Origin of the sequence: Crossiella sp. SN42, assembly GCF_023897065.1 — a bacterium.
Lineage (GTDB): Bacteria > Actinomycetota > Actinomycetes > Mycobacteriales > Pseudonocardiaceae > Crossiella.
The window spans coordinates 155,632-178,097 of record NZ_JAMHIV010000017.1; the positions used below are offsets into that span (position 1 = coordinate 155,632).

Sequence of the window (22,466 nt, forward strand, 5' to 3'; positions counted from 1 at the left end):
ATCACGACGGCCCCACACCGGGCTGCACTCCCGGTGTGGGGTCGTCTCGCGGGATCAGCCGATCCAGTTCCACCGAGGTGACGGAGGGCAGCGCGGCGGCTCGTTCCACGGCGTCGAGGGGCACATCGACCCGCAGATATCCGACCGCACCGTCACTGACCTCCACAGTCGCTCCGAGTTCGCGTAGCCCCTTGGTGACCTTGTCGGTCGCCCCGGGTTCGGTGAACACCATGAGCAGCATGGTCTTCCGGCCCTCCTGACGGGCCTTGGCCACCTGCTGGCGTTGCGCCTCATCGAGCTTGCGCACTGGCGACTCGCTACTGACCTGCGTGCTGGGCGAACCACTTGGCGTGGCCGAGGGCGGGGAACCGGCTTGGGGCCGCGCGCCGCATGAGCCGAGAACCAGGGCGGCCGTGACCGCGAACACCCCGGCGCCGACCCGGCAGAGCGAACCCATCCGAACTCCTCGTCTCCTCGTCCCAACCGCAAGGACGGAAGGCCGGGGAAAGTCGGTTGCATCCGAGTTGCCAATGAATAAAGATACATCACTATGCATACTCAGTCGATCTCGTTCGGGCAGCTCGCTTCGGCGGCGTGGCCGGGCCTGCACGTCCGTGAGGTGGACGGCTGGCTGCTGCGCAGCGCGGGCGGCGTGACCAACCGCGCCAACTCGGTGCTGGCCGAGGGCGAACCGGCCGATGTCCAGGCCGCGCTGACCGAGGTCGAACGGCACTACGCCCGCCTCGGCCAGCCCAGCGTGTTCCAGGTCGGCCCGGACAGCAGGCCGACCAACCTGGACGAGCTGCTCGCCGCCCGCGGCTACCGGGTGGTCACCCCGGTCTACGGCCAGACCGCGGCCATCCCCGAGGCGCTGGCCGCCCTCGGCGAGCAGACCCGGCACCCGGTGGTCACCGAGCAGCCCACCGAGTCCTGGCTGGACCTGTACTGGGCGCAGGACGGCCGGAAGGACCCGGCGAGCCGGTTCATCACCCAGCAGATCCTGGCCGCGGTGCCGGGCGGGTACGCCGAACTGGACGGCCAGGCCCTGGTCCGGGGCGCGCTGGTGCGGGACTGGGTGGGCATCTTCGGCATGTGGGTCGATCCGGCGGCCCGCGGCAAGGGCCTGGCCCGCGCGGTGCTCGCCGGCCTGCTGCGCTGGGCAGCGGACCGGGGAGCGACCCACGCGTTCCTCCAGGTGATGGTGGACAACACCGTCGCCCAGCGGCTGTACGCCAGCGCCGGGTTCAGCACGGTCAGCAGCTACCACTACCGCGTGCTCGACCGCCCCTAGCCGAGGAAGGGACCGGCCATCGCGTTGAGCAGGCTGTGCTGGGCGTCGTCGTCGGAGAGCTCCCACATGAACGTGCCGCGCAGCCCGGCCTGCTTGGCGTAGGCCGCCTTCACCGCGATGGAGGCCGGGTCCTCGTAGCTGATGAAGGTGTTGGTGGCGGTGTTGTACAGGTAGGGCGCCTGCGCGGTGGCGTGCCGGAGCTGTTGCCAGGCCGGGTTGTCCAGGTACTCGGCCTTGATCGTCTTCCACTGCGGCGCGTTGATGGTGCCGGTGTAGGGCACAAAAAGCCCCTTCTTGGCATCGGCCTGCGGGTCGTTGCTGGTGAAGCCGCGCGAGTAGAACGGCGTGCCCAGCACCATCTTGTCCTTGGGCACCCTGTGCCGCAGGTAGTGCTCGATGCCGCCGACGACGTTGTTGCCGCCCTTCATCGGCTGCGCGGTCGGGTCCTCGGCGGCGGCCCGCATCGGCGCGTTGAACATCGAGATCGGCGAGTAGCCGGTGCCCATGTCGTAGGTCATCACGTTGTAGAAGTCGAGTGAGGAGGCCACTTCAGCCAGTTCGAAGCTCTCCGCCACGTCGTAGGGCCCGTCGTCCTGGAACCGCCCGACCGGCGTGGCCGCGATCAGCGCGAGCCTGCGGCCCTGCGCGGTCCCGGTGGCGTCGAGCTGCCTGCGGAACTCCTGGAACAGCAGGGTGGCGTTGCGCTTGTCCTCCGGCCGCTTGGTGATGATGCCGCCGGAGACCGGGAACTCCCAGTCGATGTCGATGCCGTCGAAGACGTCCTTGTGCTGCTTGACGTAGAGCTCGACGCAGGAGCTGACGAACGCGGCGCGGGAGACCGCGGTCAGCGCCCCGTCGGAGAACCCGTCCGCGCCCCAGCCACCCAGCGAGATGATCACGTTGAGGTGCGGGTGCCGCTGCCGCAACACACGCAGCTCGGCGAAGTGGTTCAGCGCCGCCGCGCTGGGCGCCTGGCACCGCCCGCCCTGCACCGACCCGAAGGCGTAGTAGAGGTGGGTCAGCTTCTGCGCCGGGATCCGCGCCACCGGGAACCCGGTCCAGCCCGCGTAGTAGGCGCCGACGATGCCGCCCTTGGGCGCACTCCCGTCGGCCTGCGTGCTGCCGGTGACCGCCTGGCTGCGCGCGGACTCATTGCCCGCCGCGTCCACCGCGGTCACCGCATAGGTGTGCGTGCTTTCCGGCGCCAGCCCCGAAATCACGGCCTCCGCGCCACTGCTGGTCGCGACCACGGCCGAGCCCTCGTACACCCGGTACCCGGTCACCCCCACGTTGTCCGTGGCCGCCGCCCACGCCAGCGTCAGACTCCTCGCACTGCTCGCCGCCACCCGCACCCCACCCGGCACACTCGGCGCCTGGGTGTCCGCTGGCCCGCCAGCACAGGGCGCGCCGTTGATCGTGCAGCCGACCGGTCCGCCGAACACGCCGGTGAAGCTGCCGTTGAAGCCCACGGTCACACTCTGCCCCGCCCCGATGACGCCGTTCCAGGACAACGCCCGCACGGTGTTTCGGTTGCCGGACACCGAATGCTGCCCGTTCCACAGACTGGTCACCCGGACGTTGGCGGGCAGGTCGAACACCAGCTCCCAGCCACTGGCGGCGGCGTCACCGGTGTTGCGGATGGTGTACTGCGCGCCGAACCCGGAGTCCCAGGTCCCGGTCGTGGCGAAGCTCGCGGACAGCTGAGCGGCCGCACTCGCCGAGGGAGGTATCAGGAGACCGGAGAGCATGAGCAGTCCGGACGACATGGCCAGCAGACGGGTACGCGGATGGGACACCGGAAGTCCTCCAGCAGCTCGTGCGATGGCGGCGAGCGCTCCGAGCTTGTGGTCTAGACCTATTCGCTGTCAAGCACAGGCAGCCGTCCAGGCCCCGCGGACACACCGGCGCGGCCTTGCCGGTCAGCGGTAAACAGGAGTCGTCGTCGCAGGTAGCGACCCCGGATCGGCGTTAGTGGCGGTATTGGCACGCGAACTAGCGTTGACGCCGCTGCCCCGGGCGCCCGGAACCCCTCACCAGGGAGTCGCCCGGACCGCGCGCGACCGGCCCCCGATTTCCCTCGGCCCCGAGACCCGGGGGCCGGTCAGCCCCACCCAGCTCACCCCAGCCACCCGGCCCGCCCAGCCACGCTCGCTCCGCCCAGCCCCTCTCCACCCGGCCCGGCGAGCCTCGCCCTGCTCCGCCCAGCCCCTCTCCACCCGGCCCGGCGAGCCTCGCCCTGCTCCGCCCCGCCCCGCCTCGCCTGGTCCCGCTTCGTCCCGCTCCGCCTGGCCTCGCCTGGCCTCGCCCTGCCTCGCTCCGGTCCGCCCCGTTCCGCCCTGCCTCGGTCCGGTCCGGTGAGTCTCGCCCCGGCCCGCTCGTCCGGCCCGCTCATCCCGCTCGCCCCACAGTGGCCCGGCCTCCGGCCCAGCTCGCCCGGCCCTGGCCCCAACCCCGCCCCGCCAACCCCGCCCCGCGCACCCCAGCCAGGACCTCCCCGTCCCAGGGACGAACAGGTCCCCCTTGGCGGCCTCCCGCACCCCCATCACCCGAGTAGCGTCACTTCCAGCCGCCCGAGTCGCTCCGGGTCGGCCACGACGTCGATGCCGACGATCCGATCGTCGACAACGGTGAACGCGAACGCCACCAGGGCCTGATCGCCCCTGGGCAGCACCGCGCCCACCACGCCGTCGAGCAGTGCCGGCCGGACCACGGTGGCCCGTCCGGCGAAGGTCCGCGCGATCACCTCGGCGCCCCGCAGCTCGGCTGCCAGTGGCGGTGCGCCGATGCCCGCGTTGGCCGTGGCCCCGGCGACGGCCAGCTGGTCGGCGCGGAGCTCGACGTCGGGATCGAGCACCGCGAGCAGTGCCGCCAGGTCACCGCCACGGGAGGCGGCCAGGAACGCCTCCACCACGGCGCGCTGCCGGTGCTGGTCCGGTTCCGGCTCGGCAGGCGCGCCCCGCACCCGGCGGCGGGCGCGGCTGGCCAGCTGCCGGGTGGCCGTGACCGAGCGACCGACGATGGGCGCGATCTCGTCGAAGGCGACACCGAAGAGGTCGTGCAACACGAAGGCGAGCCGCTCAGCAGGCGCGAGCGTCTCCAACACGACAAGGAGGGCAACACCAACGGAGTCCGCGAGCACCGCTTCCTGCTCCGGCCCATCGGTCCCGTCGGGCTGCTCGGGCGCGTACGACCCGTGCAGCTCCTCGCGCCGGGACCGCTTGGACCGCAGCATGTCCAGGCACACCCGGCCCACCACGGTGGTCAGCCAGCCGGTGAGGTTGTCCACCTGCCCGGAATCGGCCCGGCTGAGCCGGAACCAGGTCTCCTGCACCGCGTCCTCGGCTTCGGCGCGCGAGCCGAGCACGCGGAAGGCCACCGCGAGCAGGTGGTTCCGGTTCTCCTCGAACCGGGCCGCGAGCAGATCGTGTTCGTCCATCGGTCACATTCCTTCGCCGGGGTCCGTCATATCGCTGACGGAGCAGCACCCCTGGATGTGACAACAAGGAGAACACCATGTCCGCTCGCATGGCCCACCCGGTCTACCTGCTGCCCGAGGTGATGAAGAGCCTGCAGGCCCTGGGCAAGGCGACCGAGCACGACGGAGTGCCCAGCAAGACCCACCAACTGGTGCAGCTGCGCGCCAGCCAGATCAACGGCTGCGGCGTGTGCGTGGACATGCACTCCCGCATGATGAAGAAGGAAGGAGAGACCGACGAACGCCTCTTCGCGGTAGCCGCCTGGCGCGACACGCCGTACTTCACCGACGCCGAACGCGCCGCCCTGGACCTGGCCGAGTGCATGACCCGCTTCAGCGACCGCGCCGACCAGGTCCCGGACGAGGTCTGGCACGAGGCCGCCAAGCACTACGACGAACCCGCCCTGGCCGCCCTGATCACCTCGATCGCCCTGATCAACGTCTGGAACCGCCTCAACGGCACCATCCGCCAGCCCGCGGGCCAGACCTGGAACTGACACCAGCGCCGCCAGCCATGGTTGAACCCGGTCCCGGGCTATGCGTATATTCATACGTACAACGCCAAGACGGGGGAGAGCGCACATGGCTGACCGGCTTCCTGCCACCGTGTACGCGGCGGCGGAGAACCTGTTGTCGCACACCAGATCCGCGCTGATGGGCGAGGCCAGGGTCCGGCCGCGCTGGCTCGATGACGGGGCCCGGTTCTGGTACCGGGTCGACGGGCGGTTCGTGCTCGTCGACCCGGTGGCCGGCACCAGGGAACCGGCCTTCGACCACGCCCGGCTGGCGGCGGCACTCGCCGAGGCGGCCGGACAGCAGGTCGACGCCGGGGAACTGCCGTTCCGGGCGATCGAGCCGGGCGCGGGCACGGTGGCGTTCGTGGCCTTCGGACAGCGCTGGCGCTGCGACCTGGGCGACTACACCTGCCTGCCCGAACCCGCCCCGGCACTCGGGACGGTGCCCGAGCCCGAGCCCGAGCCCGCGGCCGACCCCGCGGCCACCGCCGAGCCCGCAGTGCCGTCGCCGGACGGCAAGCTCGCCGTCTTCCGGCGTGGGCACGACCTGTGGGCGCGGTCGATGACCGACGGCCGGGAGTGGCCGCTGACCACCGACGGAGCGGCCGACCACGACTACGGCGGCTCCGGATTCGGGCCCGGCACGCTGCTGGCCAGGTTCGGGGTGACGCCGCCGCCCACGGTGGCCTGGTCGCCGGACTCCACCAGGGTGCTGACCAGCCGGGTCGACGTGCGCGAGGTCCGGCAGACGCACCTGGTCCAGGCGATGCCGGCCGACGGTGGCGCGCCGCGGTTGTTCAGCCAGCGGTCCGCCTATCCGGGGGACGAGCACATCCCGATGGCGGAACTGGTGGTGCTGGAGGTGGCCACCGGCGCGGTGGTGCGAGGGCGGGGCGCGCCGCTGCCGATGCCGTTGATCTCGCCGGTGGCCTCCGGGGCGGCCTGGTGGGCGGTGGACGGGGCGGTCTACTACCTCAGCCAGCCGAGGGACCTGCGGACCTTGTCCCTGCACCGGCTCGACCCGGCGACCGGGGAGGTGCAGACCGTGGTCAGCGAGACGGGGGAGACCCGGGTGCAGGTCGCGCCGCTGCCCTTCGATCCGCCGCTGGTTCGGCTGGTCCGGGACGGGGCGGAGCTGCTCTGGTACTCCGAGCGGGACGGCAGGGGACACCTGTACCGCTACGACCGGGCCGGGCGGTTGCTGGGCCGGGTGACCTCGGGGGACTGGGAGGTGCGGCGGATCCTGCACGTCGACGAGGACGCCGCGGTGGTGTACTTCCTCGCCGCGGGGCTCGTCGAGGCCGATCCGTACCGGCGGTCGGTGTGCCGGGCCGGGCTGGACGGGACCGGGTTCGCTCTGGTCACCGAGGATGAGCTGGACCACGTGGTCACCGTGCCGGAGCACGGCGGGTACTTCCTCGACTCGGCCTCCACGGTGGAGCTGCCGCCGGTGACCACCGTGCGCGACTGGTCCGGGCGGGTGCTCGTCGAGCTGGAGCGGGGCGACCTCCCCACGTCCTGGGCGGCCGGGTGGACGCCGCCGGAGCGGTTCCGGACCACGGCCGCGGACGGGCACACCCCGATCTACGGCGTGCTGTACCGGCCGCGCGACTTCGACCCGGCCAAGCGGTACCCGGTGATCGACAGCGTGTACCCGGGGCCGCAGGCCACCAGGGTTGAGCCGTCCTTCGGTCCGGGTGCCCTCGACACGCACGTGGCCTCGCTGACCGCGCTCGGGTTTGTCGTGGTCGCGGTGGACGGGCGGGGCACCCCGGGCCGGGGCAGGGCCTTCCACGACCACTCCTACGGCAGGCTCGGCGACGCGGGCGGGCTGGCCGACCACCTGACCGCGATCCGCGAGCTGGCGGTGACCCGGCCGTGGCTGGACCTGGACCGGGTCGGGGTCTGCGGCATCTCCGGCGGCGGGTACGCCACGGTCCGGGCGATGTGCGCGTACCCCGAGTTCTACCGCGCCGGGGTGGCGATCAACGGCATGCAGGACAACCGCTACTACCTGCAGGTCTGGGGCGAGAGCTTCGACGGGCCCTACGACGAGCAGACCTACGCCCGCAGCTCCAACGTGGAGATCGCCGACCGGCTGACCGGCGAGCTGCTGCTGATCCACGGCGGCTCCGACGACAACGTGCACCCGCACCACACCCTGCGCCTGGTCGACCGGCTGATCGCCGAGGACAAGGACTTCGAGCTGGTGATCGTGCCGGGCGCCGAGCACATGTTCCTCGGCTACGAGCACTACCTGGCCCGGCGGCTGTGGGACCACTTCGTCCGGCACCTGCTCGGCGTCCAGCCACCGGCCCGCTATCGCCTGAAGCCGACGCCGCTGGACCTCGAGACGCTGGCCGAGCAGTTCAGCTGAGACAAGCACATCAAGCACTCAGGAGAGGGGAAATCGAGATGACCCAGGCAGTCGCGCCGCCGCTGGGCGAGCACGTGCGGGTGGGCGGGCGGACGCTGTACACGCACCGGTCCGGCAACGGGGGTCCGCCGGTGGTGTTCCTGCCCGGCGCGAGCATGGTCGGCCTGCACTACCTCAACATCCACGACCGGATCGCCGAGCACACCACCAGCGTGCTCTACGACCGGGCGGGCACCGGCTACAGCGAGCGGATCCCGTTGCCGCGCAGCGCGGCCGAGGTCGCCGACGAGCTGCGCGGGCTGTTGTGGGCCACCGATGTGCGCGGGCCGTACGTCCTGGTCGCGCACTCCCTCGGCGGGGTCTACGCGCGCCGGTTCGCCCAGCGCTACCCGGACCAGGTGGCCGCGCTGGTGTCGCTGGAGGGCGCGCACGAGGACTGGGACGACTACATGCCGCCCGAGCTGCGCGTCCAGCACGGGGCCGCGGACGCGCCCATGCCCGAGTTGCCCGCGGAGACCGTCCAACGGTTCCGCGAGCTGATCACCGCGAAGCTGGCCGGCTGGCCCGAGGCGGTCCGCGAGCCGATGATCGAAGCACAGCTGAGCCTGGACTGGATGCGAATCGGCGCGGCCGAGCGGTCCAACCTGGTAGCGGTGTTCGCCGAGCTGCGCCGCGGCGGGCCGATCCCGGACGTGCCGTACCTGCTGTTCACCGCCAACGGCATCGACCCCGGCCAGCGGCTGTTCCTGTCCGAGGAGCTGCTGCGGGTGCAGGGCGAGCGCAAACTGGCGATGTACCAGGCGCTGGCCGCCGCCGCACCGCGCGGCGAGCACCGCGTGCTGGCCGAGGCCGGCCACAGCTGGCTGACCATGGACCAGCCGGAAGAGGTCGTCCAGGGCATCCTGGACGTCCTCAACCGGATCTAGCTGTCCACAAAGGACTCAACGGCGGTGGGCTCAGCGACCGCCGCGGCGGCTGCCTGCCCTGCTGCGCGAGGAGAACGTCGCCGCGCTCCCAGTGGGCGCGGGCGGCCGCGCGGCGGTGTCGGCTTCCTTGCCGGCCCGCGTGCGCGGCTTGGCCGCCGCACCGGAGCGCTGGCCGGAACCACCGCGCCGGGAACCACCGCGCTCGGCACCGGCGCGCTCACCGGAAACCCCGCGCTCGCCGGCACCGGCGCGCGAACCCGAGCCACCGCGACCGGCACCGGCACGCTGGCCGGAACCGTTGCGGCGCCCGGGGTTCCGCGCGGTGTCGGTGATCGCGGAGGGCACCGGCGGCGTGACGTAGCTGCGCTCGCCGACGGCCAGCTCAGCCAGCAGCGAATGCTCCGGCGTCACGTGGGTCAGCCGCGGCTTGATGCCGGCCTTGCGGGTCAGGTCGCGCACGTCGGCGGCCTGGTCGGCGGTCATCAGCGTGACCACCGTGCCCGCGGCGCCGGCGCGGGCGGTGCGGCCCGAGCGGTGCAGGTAAGCCTTGTGCTCCATGGGCGGATCGGCGTGCACGACCAGCGTGACGTCGTCCACGTGGATGCCGCGGGCGGCGATGTCGGTGGCCACCAGGGTGCGCACCCGGCCCTCGGCGAAGGCGCCCAGGTTGCGGGTGCGCGCGGACTGGCCCAGGTTGCCGTGCAGCTCGACCGCGGGCACGCCCGAGGCGATGAGCTGCTTGGTCAGCTTGGTCGCCCCGCGCTTGGTGCGGGTGAACACCACGGTGCGGCCGGGAGCCGCGGTCAGGTCGGCCAGCACCGGCAGCCGGTGCTCGGCGCGGACCTGCAGCACGTGGTGGGTCATCGCGTCCACCGGCGACTGCGCCGAGTCGACGCTGTGCGTGACCGGGTTGCTGAGGTAGCGGCGGACCAGGGTGTCCACCCCGCTGTCCAGGGTGGCGGAGAACAGCAGCCGCTGACCGCCCTTGGGCGTGGTGTCCAGCAGCTTGCGCACCACCGGCAGGAAGCCGAGGTCGGCCATGTGGTCGGCCTCGTCCAGCACGGTGACCTCCACCGCGTCCAGGTTGGCGTGGCCCTCGCCCATGTGGTCGGCGAGCCTGCCGGGGCAGGCCACCAGGATGTCCACGCCGGCGCGCAGCGCGTTGATCTGCGGGCGCGCGGCCACCCCGCCGAAGACGGTCAGCGTGCGCAGCCGCAACGCCTTGGCCAGCGGGGCGAGGGACTCGGTGATCTGACCCGCGAGCTCGCGGGTCGGCGCGAGGATGAGCGCGCGCGGCCTGCCCGGCCGCCGGGGCGTGCCGCTGGCGGCCAGCCTGGACAGCACCGGCAGCAGGAAGGCGTAGGTCTTGCCGGAGCCGGTGCGGCCACGGCCGAGCACGTCCCGCCCGGCCAGCGAGTCCGGCAGGGTCGCCGTCTGGATCGGGAACGGGGTGCTGATGCCCTGGTCCGCGAGCACCGCGGTGAGGGCCTGGGGAACGCCGAGCTCGGCGAAGGAAAGCGTGGTGTTGGGGCGGCGGGCCGCCATGCAGTCTCCGAACGTCTGAGGGGTCGTCCTGCCCGGCGCGGATGATCCGCAGCGCAAAGGTGGATCGACCTAGAGGGCAGCCCGAGGCAGAACTGAGCGGGCCGCGTCTCCAGTGTAGCTGAGTCCACTGATCTAGTCAGATGGAAATGACCACCTTGCCGAGCGGATGGCCCTCGTGCACGTACTGGATCGCCTTCGCCGCCTCGGCCAGCGGAAACACCCGGTCGAGCACCGGTGTGAGCTTGCCCTCCCCGGCCAGTCCGGCCAGGAACGCGAAGTCCGCCCCGCGCTCGCTGCTGAACAGCCCGCGCAAGCGCTGACCGATCAGCGGTGACAGCAGCGCTGCCCGCAGCACCCGGTCGGTGCCGCCGAACCAGCGCCCGGCCCCCTCACTGCCGACGATCACCAGCGTGCCGCCCGGGGTCAGCGCCCGCCGCAGCTGGGCCAGCGGCTGACCACCCGCGGTGTCCAGGACCAGGTCGTACCGGGTGCCGTCCACGAAGTCGGCCGTGCTCCGGTCGATCACCCGGTCCGCGCCGAGCGAGCGCACCAGCTCCGTCCGGCTCGGCCCGCACACCCCGGTCACCCGCGCGCCGAACTCCTTGGCCAGTTGCACCGCGAAGCTGCCCACACCCCCACCGGCCCCGGTGACCAGCACCTGCTGCCCCGCCCGCACCTGCCCGAGATCCCGCAACCCCTGCAACGCGGTCCCACCGGAGACGGGCATGGCCGCGGCCTGCTCGAAGCTGAGGTTCGCCGGTTTGACCGCCAGCTGGTCCGCCCTGGCACACGCGTACTCGGCGAAGGACCCAGCACTGGTCCCGAACACCGCGTCCCCGGCCCGGAACCCGGTCACCCCGGCCCCGACCGACTCCACCACCCCCGCCACGTCCCGCCCGCGCACCGCCACCTTCGGCCTGCGCAGACCGAACCCGGCCAGCCGCACCAGGTACGGCAACCCGGTCATCAGGTGCCACACATCCGGCCCCACCCCGGCCGCGCGCACCCGCAGCAACACCTCGTCCGCACCCGGCTCCGGAATGGGAATGTCCTTGAACGCCAACACATCCGTCGAGCCGTACCGGTCCTGCGTGATCGCCTTCACGGCCGCTCCTCCGCATCTCCCGGGTACTGGAAAACCTGCTCGAGCGGCACGTTGAACACCCGTGCGATCTGGAACGCCATCTCCAACGAGGGCGAGTACCGCCCGGCCTCGATGGCGATGACCGTCTGCCGCGTCACCCCGATCCGCTCGGCCAGCTCCGCCTGCGTCAGCTGCCCGTGCTCGAACCGCAGCGCCCGGATCGAGTTGGTCACCCTGGTCGGCTTCACCACGGCTGGAACCCCCGCCGGTAGGCGACCACCTTGGCCGTCGAGCCGAGCACCGCGGAGAGCACAAACGCCAGGTAGATCGCGTTGGCGATCCAGAAGTGCGCCGCCCCCGCCAGCGCCAGCCCCAGCGCGCCCACCCCGCCGAGCACCACGAACGACTGCCCGACGTGCTCCCCGAACCGCCCGATCTCCCGGTCCCGCTGGTCCACCCGGCCGTCCGCGCCCGGCGTCAGGACCGAGGCCACGATGTGCAGCACGATCCCCGCCACGATCCCGCCGCCGATGGTCCACAACATCGTCGGCACATAGGACGCCGCCAGGCCGAACACCAGGACGAGATAGGTGCCGTAGCCGCAGATCGCGACCACCAGCAAGATCCACGCCCGCTTCTCTTCAATCGCCATGCCGCCCCCATGTAAAGAAAACTTGACATGGGCCAATGTAAAGAAGACCCGACACGATGTCAAACATTCTTGACCTCGACCGGCTGGGCGAAACCGGTGCCCGGCGGCGCGACGGCCGAGTACGGTGCACCGATGTCCGAGGACCAGGTGACCCACCGGTGCCCATGGCTGTTCGGCAGTGAATGGGGAATATCGCTGGTGTTCCTGGCCAACGAGCGGCATCCCGGCACCGTCGACATCCGCCACCAGGACACTCAGCTGATCTTCGCGATCCTGGGCCGCCTGCTGCTCCGGCTGGCGAGCGACCTGGGTCGCACCACCAGGGACATGACCGTCCTCGACGACGTCCCGGTCGCCGAGCTGGTGACCAGGCTGACCTCGTTCGCGGACTTCCGGCAACTGTGCGCCGCCACCGACCTGGGGACCTCGCCCGAGCTGAGTCACCCGGTGCACATCGTCAGGGCCGAAGCCGAACACGCGGAGCTGACCGCGCTGCTCCGGCACGCGGACTCGGGCCGGCTGCTCGGCCGGCTGCACGAGCAGTGCCTGGCGGTCTGCCGGAACGTGCGCGGCCCGCAGAGTCAGCACTGGACCTTGTGGAACGTCCGCTACCTCGCGCTGCGGATGGAACGCGACCGGATCGCGTCACGAGGCCAGACTACGAACGACTCGCGTCACAAGTGATGTCACGCAGACTGGGTTGTGATCTTGCTGGTCGGCGTTTCCGCTGGTGAGAGATGGTGGCCCCGGCAGGATTCGAACCTGCGACACCCGCTTTAGGAGAGCGGTGCTCTATCCCCTGAGCTACGAGGCCGGGACAAGCACCGTCAGCCTAGCGGGTGCGCGGCTGCTTGTCCTCGGCGGCTCGGGCCTTGCCCGGAGGGGGTGGTGGAGATCGCACCCACGGTTCCCCTCCGGGCGGCCTGGGCTCAGCCCTTGGCGAGCTGGGCGTTGATCCAGTTCTTCAGGTCGCGCTCGGCGTTGGCGCCGCCGTAGCCGATCCTGCGGGAGTCGGGCAGGTCCGCGGCGTTGCGGATGCCCTGCAGGGTGGGCAGGTACTTGACGTTGTGCTTGGTCAGGATCGCCTTGGACTCATCCGCGTCGACCTCGGCCAGCAGCCACTTGCCACCGCTCTCCCTGGCCATCTTCTCGATGACCGGCTTCATCTTCTGGCACGGCGGACACCAGGTGGCGCCGAAGTCCATGATGACCAGCTTCTGCTTGGAGGTCTCCATGACCTGGTTGTAGTTGGCGTCGGTGACGTGGACGATGTTCTCCTCCGCCCGGACGCTGGCGGACTCCAGGCTGCTGGGCGCGGCGGAGGCGGTGCCGGCCAGGGCGGCCGTGGCCAGCGCGGCCGCGGCCAGTGCGGCGGCGAAACGGGTCTTGCGCATGGTGGTTCCTTTCGATCAATGGTGGGACATCAGGCGGGGAAGAGGTGCTTGTCCGCGGGGATGGTGGTGCTGTGGCTCCAGGCGTCCAGGAACTCCTTGAGGTCCATCTGCGCCTCGGCCTCCAGGTACAGCTCCAGGTCGTGCCAGCCCTGGTTCCAGCCCTGGTTTATGGTCGGGAAGTTCGACAGGACGGTGTTGAACGCGCGTTCGCCGATCTTGCGGCGCAGGGCATGGGTGAACAGCGCGCCCTTGTCGTAGATGGCGCTGAACTCCTTGCCCTTGCCCGGATCGGCCAGCTTGCGGGCCCAGAAGGCGGCGTTGCCGCGCACCGCGTCCACGGCCTTGCGGTACTCGGCGTCGAGGTCCTTGCCCTCCTTGGCCTCGGCCCACATCCAGCCCAGGTAGTTGGCGAAGCACTCGTGCGTGCAGGTGTCCGACCAGTTCTCCACCGACATCGACGCGCCCCACCACTGCGCGGCCAGGGTGCGCACCAGCGCCTTGAGGTCGGCGTTGCGGCCCAGCACCGGGCGGGTCTGCGCGCCGACCTGGTAGGGCTGGCTGTCAGCCAGGTGGATCGTGCCGACGGTGCCGAAGTGGTAGTCGCCGAGCTTGGCGTTCAGGAACTTCAGTACCTCGGGCAGCTTGTCCGCCAACGGTTTCCCGTTGCTGCCCGGCGCGAACGCGGAGAGCACCGACGTGCTGTCCACAGTGGACTCCTGGAAGGTGTACCGGTCGATGCCCAGCGCGATCAGGTGCGGGGCCACCGCCTCGGCGGTCCAGGTGGTGGTGGTCCGGCCGTTCTGGGTGACCGGCTTGGACCTGGTGCCGTTGGCCACCGTGTGCCAGCCCTCGGGCACCGAGGTGGTGATGCTGAGCTCGGCCTTGTCCAGCGGGGTGTCGTTGACCGGGAACCAGGTGCTCGCCGAGTGCGGGGCGCCCGCGGCGATCACGCCGCCGGAGGGGGTGCCGCGCCAGCCGCCGAGGCCGGTGACCGGGTGCCGGACCGGCCCAGGCCGGCCGCAGTAGCTGACCTCGACGGTGATCTCGGCGTCCTTGGCCAGCGGCGCGGCCGGGGTGATCACCAGTTCGTGCTCGCCGGTGCGGGTGAACTTGGCCGCCTGGCCGTTGACCTTCACCGAGCGCACGGTCAGGCCGCGCAGGTCCAGGTTGAACTGGCTGAGCTCCTGGGTGGTCTTCGCGGTGATCTTCGCGGTGGCGTCCAGCAGCTTGCTGCCCGGGTTGTAGGACAGGTTCAGGTCGTACTTGCTGACGTCGTAGCCGCCGTTGCCGTCGGTGGGGTAGTACGGGTCGCCGACGCCGTCCTTGCCGGGTTCCGGCGCGGCCAGCGCGGTGCCGGCGCCCAGGGCCAGGGTGGTGGCCACCGCGCCGAGCGCGAGTCCGATCCTGCGCATCAGGCCACCGCCTTCTCGGTCGCCAGGCCGGCTCCGGCCCAGTCCTCGATGCCCTCGCGGTACTTGCGCACGTTGGTGTAGCCGAGCTGGAGCAGGCGCTGGCCGACGAACTCGCTGTTGCGGCAGGGCACGTTCGCGCAGTAGACGACCACGGCGACGTCCTTGTCCGGCAACACCTTCGGCGCGTACTCGTCGGTGAAGTCGGCGGCCTGCTCGTACGGGAAGCCGGGGATGTTCACCGCGCCGGGCAGGTGCTCCCGCTCGTAGTAGGCCACCGGCATGGTGTCGACCACGACAACCTTGCCCTGCGCCAACTCCGCTTCCAGCTCAGTGCGGGTGATGAGAGGCAACACGGTGCTCTTCCTCCTTTGTGGACGGTGCGGTGGGTGTGGCGGTCGGCGTGCTGCCGATCCCGCGGGTGAGGCCGAAGCGGCCCAGCAGCAGGTAGCCGAGGAAGGCCGCCAGCACCGAGGTCAGGGTGGGAATGCCGAAGGGCAGGAAGGCGCCCGCCACCGCGCCGAACACCCAGCAGGCCACTGCGGCCGGCACCCAGGTGGGCGCGGTGGCGGGCAGTTCACCCCTGGCGCGGGACTCCTCCAGGACCGGACGCCAGGAGCGGACCAGGAAGTACTCGGCGATGATGATCCCGGCGATCGGCGGGCTGATCACCCCGATCCAGGTCAGGAACCCTTGGAACTGCCCGAGAATCCCGAGTGCGGAGAGCACCGAGCCGAGCAGGCCGAGACCGAGGGTTGCCGCGATCCGGTTGGTGCGCTTGCCCAGCAGCACGTCGATGGTGTTGACCAGGCCGAGCGAGGCGCAGTACAGGTTCCAGTCGTTGACCTTGAGGATGGCCGCGACCAGGATCAGCGTGCCGAGGAAGCCGGAGGACGAGGTGATGATGTTGACCACGTCCGAGGTCTTGGCCGCGTGCGCCAGCAGCACCCCGATCAGCCCGATCACGAACTCGCCCAGGGTCACGCTGAGCACGGTCTGCTTGACCACGTCGCCGGTGCTGCGGTTGAACCTGGTCAGGTCCGGGGTCATGATCGCGCCCATGATGAACGCGCCGGAGACCAGCGTGGTCCCCGCGGCCAGCGACAGCGCCGGTCCGGGCGGCGCCGAGCTCATCAGCTCGCTCAGCGAGTGCATCCGCAGCCCGTCCCAGATCGCGTAGCCGCTGAGCAGCAGGAACGCCGGCACGGTCAGGTAGGCGGTCCAGGCCATGCCGTGGATGCCGAAGACCACGATCCCGGTCACCAGCATGCCGCCGATCAGCGACCAGGCCCACAGCGGCGGCCCACCCAGCAGGTTGCTCAGGCCCTGGGCGAACGCGCCGTTCTGCACGCCGAACCAGCCGGCCAGGCTGATCGTCATCAGCAGCCCGACCAGCGCCGAGCCGCGGTGACCGAAGCCGGACCAGCGGGTCAGCACCGAGGTGGACAGGCCCTCCCGCATGCCGGCCACGCCGAGCAGGACGGTGATCACCTCCATGATCGCCGCACCCAGGGTGATCGCCAGCACCGCGTTCCAGAACGTCATGCCGAAACCGAGTACGGCACCCAGTAGGAACTGGTGGAAAGAGGCAATCTGGCCAAATCGCTGCACCGCGATGGAAAACCACGGGCGGCGGGCTGACTCGGGGACCCGGGAGAGGGAGAAGTCATCGCGGCCCACCGCGTTCGCTGTTCCGCTCATAACCGAAGTCTGTGCACTGGCCCATTCGATTGCACCCCCTCTTCTGGGGGGTGGTTTTCGAGGTGACTTGAACTGAATTTCAGCCGTTCACAACGCGTTGACGTGCGGGTTTGCCTAGACGTACGAAGAAGTTGAGCACGTCGGTGAAACTCAAACGAGCGGAGTCTGTGATGTATGCTGTGCGTCCACTGGTGGAAAGCTGTCCGGCTTCGGTGATCGAGGCCGAGCACGCCTGTATCGGTATCAGCCCGTTTAACGGATATTTCACTCCGGAACGTATCAGCGAACTTGCCGCGTGGGCAGTGCGCACTTTCCCCAGTTGTCACTTCTTCGTGCCAGACGGGCCATCGGTGTACACCCTGGAAGCCCTCGGCTACTCCCCGAGCAAGGCGCGCTCCAAGGCGCGGCGGCAGGGCTGCTACGTCTACAACAAGATCCACCGGGCGCTGGCCGAGCTCGGCGTGCCGGACCCCGGCGCGCTGATCCTGGACTCCGCCGCCCTCGACCACAACCCGGACTACCAGCAGCTCTTAGCCCACGGCGAGCAGCTCTACCGGACCGACGAGGGCTTCCGCGCGGACTGCCTCTCGGCCAGCCACTGGGTGCTCGACCGCAAGTTGCCGGACGGCGTGCGGCCGAACCCCGAGCAGCTGGCCAAGGCGGTGCGCTACTTCCTCGCCGAGCTGCCGCTGTTCGCCTCGACCACCAGCATCGTCGGCCGCCGCGGCTCGGTGTTCGTCTACCACCAGCGGGTGGCCTTCCTGGAACGCTTCTACCGGCGCGAGCTGAGCTGGAAACCCGCTGCGGGACAAGGGTTCCTGGTGGTCACCCCGGCCGAGGAGCTGGTCACCGCCACATCCAGCTGATGCCGTGACCGCCGGGACCGAGATCGAAGCCGACCAGCTGCGCCTCGTTGCGAGCGCTCAGGCGCAGCTCGGTCGCCTCCCGCTGCCCGTCCCGCCCGGCCGGGTGCGCGGCGGCGCGGTGCACCCGCCACACCTTGGCCGGGGTGGCGCGCGGGTCGAAGGCCACGGTCAGCCGGTACTCCCGGCAGCCCAGCAGGAACCGCCGCTCGCAGCTGGTCACCAGCGCCTCCTCCGGCCGGTAGCCCAGCTCGTAGTCGGCCAGCACGGTCTCGGTCTGCCGCAGCGGGCGGTCGAAGCGCAGCTCGGCGAGCACCCCGCCGCCGTCCGGATCGGTGTGCATCCGGCCCAGCCGGCAGGAGTCGCTCTGCCATCGATTGGGCAGCGCGCCCGCCGGTGCGGCCAGCCGGACCAGGTGCCGGTCCACCCCGTCCACCATGGCCTGGAGCACCGCGCGCACCCGCATCGCGCGCACCGCCCGGTCCGGCCCGATGGTCCAGTGCTCGTGCACGCTCAGCGGCACGATCGCGTCGGCGGGGTGCGGCAGCCGCCGCGGTGCGATCGGCGCGCCGCGGCGGCCGCGCAGCACCAGCGGGTGCGCCGGCGCCTGCGGTTCCTCCGCCGGGCGGTCGAGCAGGGCCAGCAGCGACCGCGGTGGCAGCTCCAGCACCTCCTCCAGCTCGCGCACCACGCGCAGCGAGGCGTGCCGGTGCGGGCGGCTCTGCCCGCGCTGCCAGTAGCTCAGGCTGGCCAGGCTGACCCGGTGTCCCCGGTCGGCCAGCCGGACCTGGATCCGTTGCAGGGTCAGGCCGCTGGCCTGGATGCCCAGGTACAGCGCGTGGTGGAACGGGCCGGAGCGCAGTGCCGCACCCAGCTCGTCGGGCACTGTCGCCGCTGTCATGCCTACCCCCGTTCGCTGCCTGCACGATGTGGGCCATTGTTGAAAACTGCTGTCGAGACCAGCACCCCACCATGGGTGTGTCGATTTCACAATATTTTCAGTTTCAGTCTCTATTCAGTTGGTCCGGTTGGGCTTTTGTGCGCGCACTGGCGGTCACTTCCAGCACCAGCGCATGCCGTAATAGCCGGGCGGCAGGTCGAAGTCGATGAAATGGGCAACAAAGTTGCCGTCAACCTGAATGTCGCCGACGTCGATGGTCGGCGAACTGTTGTCCGGCCGGAACACCCGCCACACCCTGGCCGGCGGGTCGCCTGCCGGGAAGCGCACGGTCAGGCAGTAGGTCTGGCAGCCTGCCCGGAACCCGCCGCCCCAGGCCAGGCAGGTCTGGCCGCTGCCGGTGAACTCGAACACCGTGTCCACCAGCAGGTTCTCCCCGCGCCGCAGCGGGTGCGGGAAGCGCGCCTCCACCGCCATCACGCCGGAGTCGTGGTCGGTGGCCACCCGGCCCAGCCTGGTGCCCTCGCTGCGCCAGCGCACCGGCAGCTCGCCCGGCTCGCAGGCCGCGATCACGGTGTCCCGGTCCACCCCGTCGATCCGCGCCTGCCGCAGGATCTGCAAGTCCAGCCGCTCGATGCCCCGGCGCGGGGCCAGCACCAGGTGCTCGTGCACGCTCTGCGCGGTCAGCTGGCCGTCGAACGGGTTGTTCAGCTCCACCAGCAGCTTCTGCACCGCCTCGGCGTTCGCGCAGACCTGCCGGGGCGTCACCGAGTACCAGGCCCGCTCCGGCGCCGGTTCCCGCCGGGCCGGGCTGAGCAGGTCGCGCAGCGCGCCGCGGGGCAGCTCCAGCACCTCTTCCAGCGCCAGCACCAGCTCGGCTGACCTGGGACGACTGCGGCCACGCTGCCAGTAGCTCAGCGTGGCCAGCCCCACCGCCACCCCGCGCTCGGCCATCCTGGCCCTGACCCGGGCCAGGGTCAGGCCGCTGGCCTGGATGGCCAGGCGCAGCGCGTGCTCGAACGGACCGGTGCGCAGTGCCTCATGCAGACCGCCGGCCACCATCTCGGATTTCCGCACGCCACCGATAGTGGCAGACGCCGGCTTTCCCGAACATTTCCGTTTTCAGTGTGCGTAAACTTCAATTTCGAATAAAGAGTAGCCGTAGCGGGTGGCCCGGCTGATCCCGGGGAGCCGGACGAAACGAGCCTGGGTCGCGGCGAACGGGATGTTGTCCTCGCCGCCGTCCCCGTCGGCCACCGCCGCCGCCTGCCGCCACCGCTGCCCGTCGGCGGAGACCTCGATCCGGTAGGCCTTGCCGTAGGCGGACTCCCAGCGCAGCACGGTCCGGCCGACCTGGCGCACCGAGCCGAGGTCCACGGTGAGCGACTGCTGGTCGGAGAAGTCACTGGCCCAGCGGGTGTTCCGGTCGCCGTCCACCGCCTTGCCGGGCGGCGAGGGGTACGCGCCGGTCTCGTGGCTGGACGCGCTGGCCGCCTTGGCCAGCGCCAGGTTGGCCACGTTCTCGCCCCTGCGCGCCGGGAACTCGACCACCTGCTGGTAGGTCGGCCGGTTCTGCCACTGCGTCTTGTCCTGGGTGATGCCGCCGGTGGGCCGGTGGATGATCTGGTCCCGGCAGAACTGGTCGCCCGGCTTGCAGTCGGCGTCACCGGGATAGGTGGTGGTGGCCGGGGTGTTCACCGCGGCGCGCAGCGAGTCCAGCAGCGCGGTGCGGCAGGCCGCGGCGTTGCCGTTGCCGCAGAAGGCGGTCGGCACCCAGGCCTGCACCGGGTCGCCGAGCACCTTGCGCAGGTCCTTGTGCACGTAGCCGTACCAGCCGTACTGGAAGGCCGAGCCGGTGTGGCCGGGCTGCTCGTCCACCCGCAGCGCGGCCAGGAATGCCTTGTGCAGCGCGGGTTCCAGCCCCGGCTCGAACATGGCCTTGGCCAGCAGCGGGAACCAGGCGTCCAGCACCCTGATCGCCTCGCTGTGCAGGTAGACGAACTTGCCGCTGGGGTTCGGATCGCCGTCGGTGGTGCGGTGCCCGCCCGCGCGCTGCCAGGCGCGCAGCTGCTCGATCGCGGTGGCCAGCGCGGGCTCGGTGACCGGGGCCCGGTCCAGCACCCGCAGCAGCAGCGGCAGCACCTTGTCCGCGCGCAGGTCCACTGTGGACGCATCGGCCATCGCCTTGGTCAGCTTGGCCCTGGTGAACTTCTCGCCGCGCTGCAACAGCGGCTTGATCCGGTCGTCCAGCGGCTGGGAGCGGTGCACCGGGCCGAAGCTGAAGTTGCCGTCCGCGGCCGAGTAACCGGGGGCCTGCTTGTTGTTCCAGCTGGTCAGGTAGTCCTGGTTGACCACCTGCGGGTGCTGCTCGAACGGGGTGTAGCGGGCCAGGTTGTCGCCGGGCCGCCAGTCCTGCCACTCGTAGGCGGCCTCACCGCGCACCGGCAGGTTCGGGTCGTGGCCGGGCTTGCGCACCGGGTTGAAGCCGGAGTTGAAGTAGGCGATGTCCTTGCTGTCGGCGTAGAACCAGTTGAAGCCGTAGCCGATCTGGTTGGCCGCGCGCTGGAAGTCCGCCGCCGAGCGGATCGCCTCCGGGTCGTTGAACAGCTGGAAGCCCAGGGTGGACTCCACCTCGCGCAGGTAGGTCGAGCGCAGCTTGGTGAAGGCCACCGGCTTGCCGGCCACCGTGCCGCGGTGGGAGATCAGGCCGAGCTTGGTGCGCTGGGCGACCAGGGTGTAGGAGCCCGCCGGCGTCGCGTCGGCCAGGCTGGGCTTCCAGGCGTTCTTCTTGGTCAGCTCCTCGATCGGCAGGCACTCGCCGCGGAAGCGGTAGTGCGCCGACTTCAGCGTGGGCGCGCCGCCGCCGGGCTCGCACAGCTCCACCGCGTAGGAGTCGGTGATGTCCTGGGCCGCGGTGGTCGCGCTCCACGCGTAGTCCTGGCCGCGGCCGAGCAGCACGTACAGGCCGAGCCCGGCGAAGGAGGCGCCCCTGGAGCTGATGCCCGGCGCCTGGATCTCCTGCACGGTCAGCAGCTGCGGGGCGAAGTAGCCGGTCTGCGGGCCGAACACGGCGACCGGGTGGCCGCTCTCGGTGTGCGCGCCGGAGACCAGCAGCGCGTTGGACATCCCGCGCTGGGCCGGTGGCACCGGCGCGAGCGAGTCCTTGCTGGCCGGTCCGACCGCGTCGCGCACGATCGGCTGCGGCACCACCGAGCCGCGGTCCGGCAGCGCCACCCCCGGCGCGTCCGGATTGCCCGCGCCGTAAGGGAAAGAGGTGCCGTTGTGCACGGTCACCGGGGCTTCCGGGTCGTTCTGCGCGCGGAAGGCCGCCCACACCGCGTCGCCCTGCGCCTTGCCATAGCGGGCCCGCGCCTCCACCAGGGCCACCGCGGAGATGACCTCCTGGCCGCCGCCCGCGCCGAAGATGCCGCCGACCAGCGAGGCGATCGCGCCGATGTCGGTGGGCTTCCAGGGTTCCGGGCCGCCCTCGTTGGTGACCGCGTCCGCCTTGCCGATGGCCACGTACTCGCCGGGGAAGTACCGGCCCGCCTTGCTCTGCGAGATGTAGAGGTTGATCCCGGCCACGTAGTCGAGCACGTCCTGCTTCATCTGCTTGCCGCGCGGCCCGAGCTGGTCCAGCCGGTCGAACTGGGCCTGCAGGTCGGCCTCGGTGTAGGGCGCGATGGACCACTGCTGCTGCTCGAACTCGCGGTTGCCGATCGCGCCACCGGCGAAGGAGGAGACCTCGCCGCGGCCGACGTGCCGGAGCACGTCCATCAGGAACAGCCGGTCCTGCGCGGAGGCGAAGCCGGAGCCGAACATCGCGCCTGCCCGGGTGCTGCCGGTGATGTGCGGGGTGCCGGTGGCCTTGTCCCGCACGATGGTCACGTCCGGGCGCGGCGAGCTGGTGCTGGCCACCTGGTCGGCGGGCACGCCGAAGGAGGCGTCGTTGAAGTAGGTGTTGAGCTGTTCGTCGGTCAGCCCGCTGTAGCCCCAGACCAGCTTCTCGTAGCGCGCTTTCTGGTCGCTGGAATGCGGCGGCCGGATGCCGAGGGACTTGAACAGCATCAGTTCGGCGAAGGTGGCGTTGCCGTTCTGGCCGGGCGGCAGGATGTCGTCGCACTGACTGATGCAATAGTCAGGAATTGGCGCCGCGGCCCGGGCTTCGGCAGGCCGGGCGGCTACCGGAGGAGTTCCCAGCAACGCGATGGTGGTCGCGGAAGTGAGCAAGAGGGCCAACCGTCGTCGCATCGCCATCACTCCTCAATGGGTTGTGATGCACGTTACGGGCGAGTAGCTTCTTGCGAAAGAGTTTCACGTTCGTGCGTTCGGATGA

At 70.9% G+C, this 22,466-nt stretch carries 20 protein-coding genes and 1 tRNA gene; 6 read left to right on the forward strand and 15 right to left on the reverse strand.

Annotated features, from left to right (window positions below):
* Position 1 precedes the first annotated feature (1 nt).
* Positions 2-307 (reverse strand): hypothetical protein, encoded by a 306-nt coding sequence (locus M8C13_RS21490; protein ID WP_252482437.1) that lies wholly within the window; start codon positions 305-307, stop codon positions 2-4.
* Positions 308-550: 243 nt separating this feature from the next.
* On the opposite strand from M8C13_RS21490, the gene M8C13_RS21495 reads away from it, so the two are divergent.
* Positions 551-1,291, forward strand: a complete 741-nt coding sequence (locus tag M8C13_RS21495) for a GNAT family N-acetyltransferase (protein ID WP_252482438.1) — start codon at positions 551-553, stop codon at positions 1,289-1,291.
* On the opposite strand, the gene M8C13_RS21500 is transcribed toward M8C13_RS21495, so the two are convergent.
* The gene (locus M8C13_RS21500) at positions 1,288-3,087 is read right to left on the reverse strand and encodes a glycoside hydrolase family 18 chitinase (protein WP_252482439.1); all 1,800 of its coding nucleotides are present in this window, start codon (positions 3,085-3,087) and stop codon (positions 1,288-1,290) included. The genes M8C13_RS21495 and M8C13_RS21500 overlap by 4 nt on opposite strands.
* Positions 3,088-3,833: 746 nt before the next feature.
* Positions 3,834-4,727, reverse strand: coding sequence for a sigma-70 family RNA polymerase sigma factor (locus M8C13_RS21505; protein WP_252482440.1), 894 nt, complete (start codon positions 4,725-4,727; stop codon positions 3,834-3,836).
* A 77-nt stretch (positions 4,728-4,804) separates the two neighbouring features.
* Between M8C13_RS21505 and M8C13_RS21510 the strand changes: the two genes are divergently transcribed.
* The 3 genes from M8C13_RS21510 (at position 4,805) to M8C13_RS21520 (ending at position 8,584) form a co-directional block, all read left to right on the forward strand.
* On the forward strand, positions 4,805-5,263 hold the full coding sequence (locus M8C13_RS21510; RefSeq protein WP_252482441.1) for a carboxymuconolactone decarboxylase family protein: 459 nt from the start codon (positions 4,805-4,807) through the stop codon (positions 5,261-5,263).
* Positions 5,264-5,348: 85 nt separating this feature from the next.
* Positions 5,349-7,658, forward strand: a complete 2,310-nt coding sequence (locus tag M8C13_RS21515; protein ID WP_252482442.1) for a prolyl oligopeptidase family serine peptidase — start codon at positions 5,349-5,351, stop codon at positions 7,656-7,658.
* Between the two features lie 38 nt (positions 7,659-7,696).
* Positions 7,697-8,584 carry an alpha/beta fold hydrolase gene (locus tag M8C13_RS21520; RefSeq protein ID WP_252482443.1) on the forward strand — a complete coding sequence of 296 codons (888 nt, stop codon included), beginning with the start codon at positions 7,697-7,699 and terminating at the stop codon, positions 8,582-8,584.
* Positions 8,585-8,614: 30 nt separating this feature from the next.
* Here the strand turns inward: M8C13_RS21520 and M8C13_RS21525 are convergent, their stop codons facing one another.
* The 4 genes from M8C13_RS21525 to M8C13_RS21540 all read right to left on the reverse strand — a co-directional run bounded on the left by M8C13_RS21525 (position 8,615) and on the right by M8C13_RS21540 (position 11,865).
* A complete protein-coding gene (locus M8C13_RS21525; protein ID WP_252482444.1) occupies positions 8,615-10,129 on the reverse strand; it encodes a DEAD/DEAH box helicase in 1,515 nt (504 codons plus the stop codon).
* Between the two features lie 136 nt (positions 10,130-10,265).
* A complete protein-coding gene (locus M8C13_RS21530) occupies positions 10,266-11,234 on the reverse strand; it encodes an NAD(P)-dependent alcohol dehydrogenase (RefSeq protein ID WP_252482445.1) in 969 nt (322 codons plus the stop codon).
* Entirely contained in the window at positions 11,231-11,464 is a 234-nt protein-coding gene (locus tag M8C13_RS21535; protein ID WP_252482446.1) for a helix-turn-helix transcriptional regulator, read from the reverse strand. Before M8C13_RS21535 ends, M8C13_RS21530 begins: the two co-directional genes overlap by 4 nt.
* Complete coding sequence (locus M8C13_RS21540; RefSeq protein WP_252482447.1) at positions 11,458-11,865, reverse strand: hypothetical protein; 408 nt, start codon at positions 11,863-11,865, stop codon at positions 11,458-11,460. The genes M8C13_RS21535 and M8C13_RS21540 overlap by 7 nt, the downstream gene beginning before the upstream one ends.
* Before the next feature lie 132 nt (positions 11,866-11,997).
* On the opposite strand from M8C13_RS21540, the gene M8C13_RS21545 reads away from it, so the two are divergent.
* Positions 11,998-12,549: a hypothetical protein gene (locus M8C13_RS21545; RefSeq protein ID WP_252482448.1), complete on the forward strand. Its 552-nt coding sequence runs from the start codon at positions 11,998-12,000 to the stop codon at positions 12,547-12,549.
* Positions 12,550-12,603: 54 nt separating this feature from the next.
* On the opposite strand, the gene M8C13_RS21550 is transcribed toward M8C13_RS21545, so the two are convergent.
* The 5 genes from M8C13_RS21550 to M8C13_RS21570 all read right to left on the reverse strand — a co-directional run bounded on the left by M8C13_RS21550 (position 12,604) and on the right by M8C13_RS21570 (position 16,369).
* Positions 12,604-12,679, reverse strand: a tRNA-Arg gene (locus M8C13_RS21550).
* A 115-nt stretch (positions 12,680-12,794) separates the two neighbouring features.
* A complete protein-coding gene (locus tag M8C13_RS21555; protein WP_252482449.1) occupies positions 12,795-13,259 on the reverse strand; it encodes a co-chaperone YbbN in 465 nt (154 codons plus the stop codon).
* A 29-nt stretch (positions 13,260-13,288) separates the two neighbouring features.
* Positions 13,289-14,671, reverse strand: coding sequence for a M1 family metallopeptidase (locus tag M8C13_RS21560; protein ID WP_252482450.1), 1,383 nt, complete (start codon positions 14,669-14,671; stop codon positions 13,289-13,291).
* Entirely contained in the window at positions 14,671-15,024 is a 354-nt protein-coding gene (locus tag M8C13_RS21565; RefSeq protein WP_252482451.1) for a rhodanese-like domain-containing protein, read from the reverse strand. Before M8C13_RS21565 ends, M8C13_RS21560 begins: the two co-directional genes overlap by 1 nt.
* The gene (locus M8C13_RS21570) at positions 14,999-16,369 is read right to left on the reverse strand and encodes a cytosine permease (protein WP_252482452.1); all 1,371 of its coding nucleotides are present in this window, start codon (positions 16,367-16,369) and stop codon (positions 14,999-15,001) included. Before M8C13_RS21570 ends, M8C13_RS21565 begins: the two co-directional genes overlap by 26 nt.
* Positions 16,370-16,539: 170 nt before the next feature.
* On the opposite strand from M8C13_RS21570, the gene M8C13_RS21575 reads away from it, so the two are divergent.
* Positions 16,540-17,235: a tRNA-dependent cyclodipeptide synthase gene (locus M8C13_RS21575; RefSeq protein ID WP_252482453.1), complete on the forward strand. Its 696-nt coding sequence runs from the start codon at positions 16,540-16,542 to the stop codon at positions 17,233-17,235.
* On the opposite strand, the gene M8C13_RS21580 is transcribed toward M8C13_RS21575, so the two are convergent.
* The 3 genes from M8C13_RS21580 to M8C13_RS21590 form a co-directional block, all read right to left on the reverse strand.
* The gene (locus M8C13_RS21580; RefSeq protein WP_252482454.1) at positions 17,216-18,133 is read right to left on the reverse strand and encodes a hypothetical protein; all 918 of its coding nucleotides are present in this window, start codon (positions 18,131-18,133) and stop codon (positions 17,216-17,218) included. The genes M8C13_RS21575 and M8C13_RS21580 overlap by 20 nt on opposite strands.
* Positions 18,134-18,286: 153 nt before the next feature.
* Positions 18,287-19,207: a hypothetical protein gene (locus M8C13_RS21585; RefSeq protein WP_252482455.1), complete on the reverse strand. Its 921-nt coding sequence runs from the start codon at positions 19,205-19,207 to the stop codon at positions 18,287-18,289.
* Between the two features lie 45 nt (positions 19,208-19,252).
* On the reverse strand, positions 19,253-22,381 hold the full coding sequence (locus M8C13_RS21590) for a penicillin acylase family protein (RefSeq protein ID WP_252482456.1): 3,129 nt from the start codon (positions 22,379-22,381) through the stop codon (positions 19,253-19,255).
* Positions 22,382-22,466: the final 85 nt, after the last annotated feature.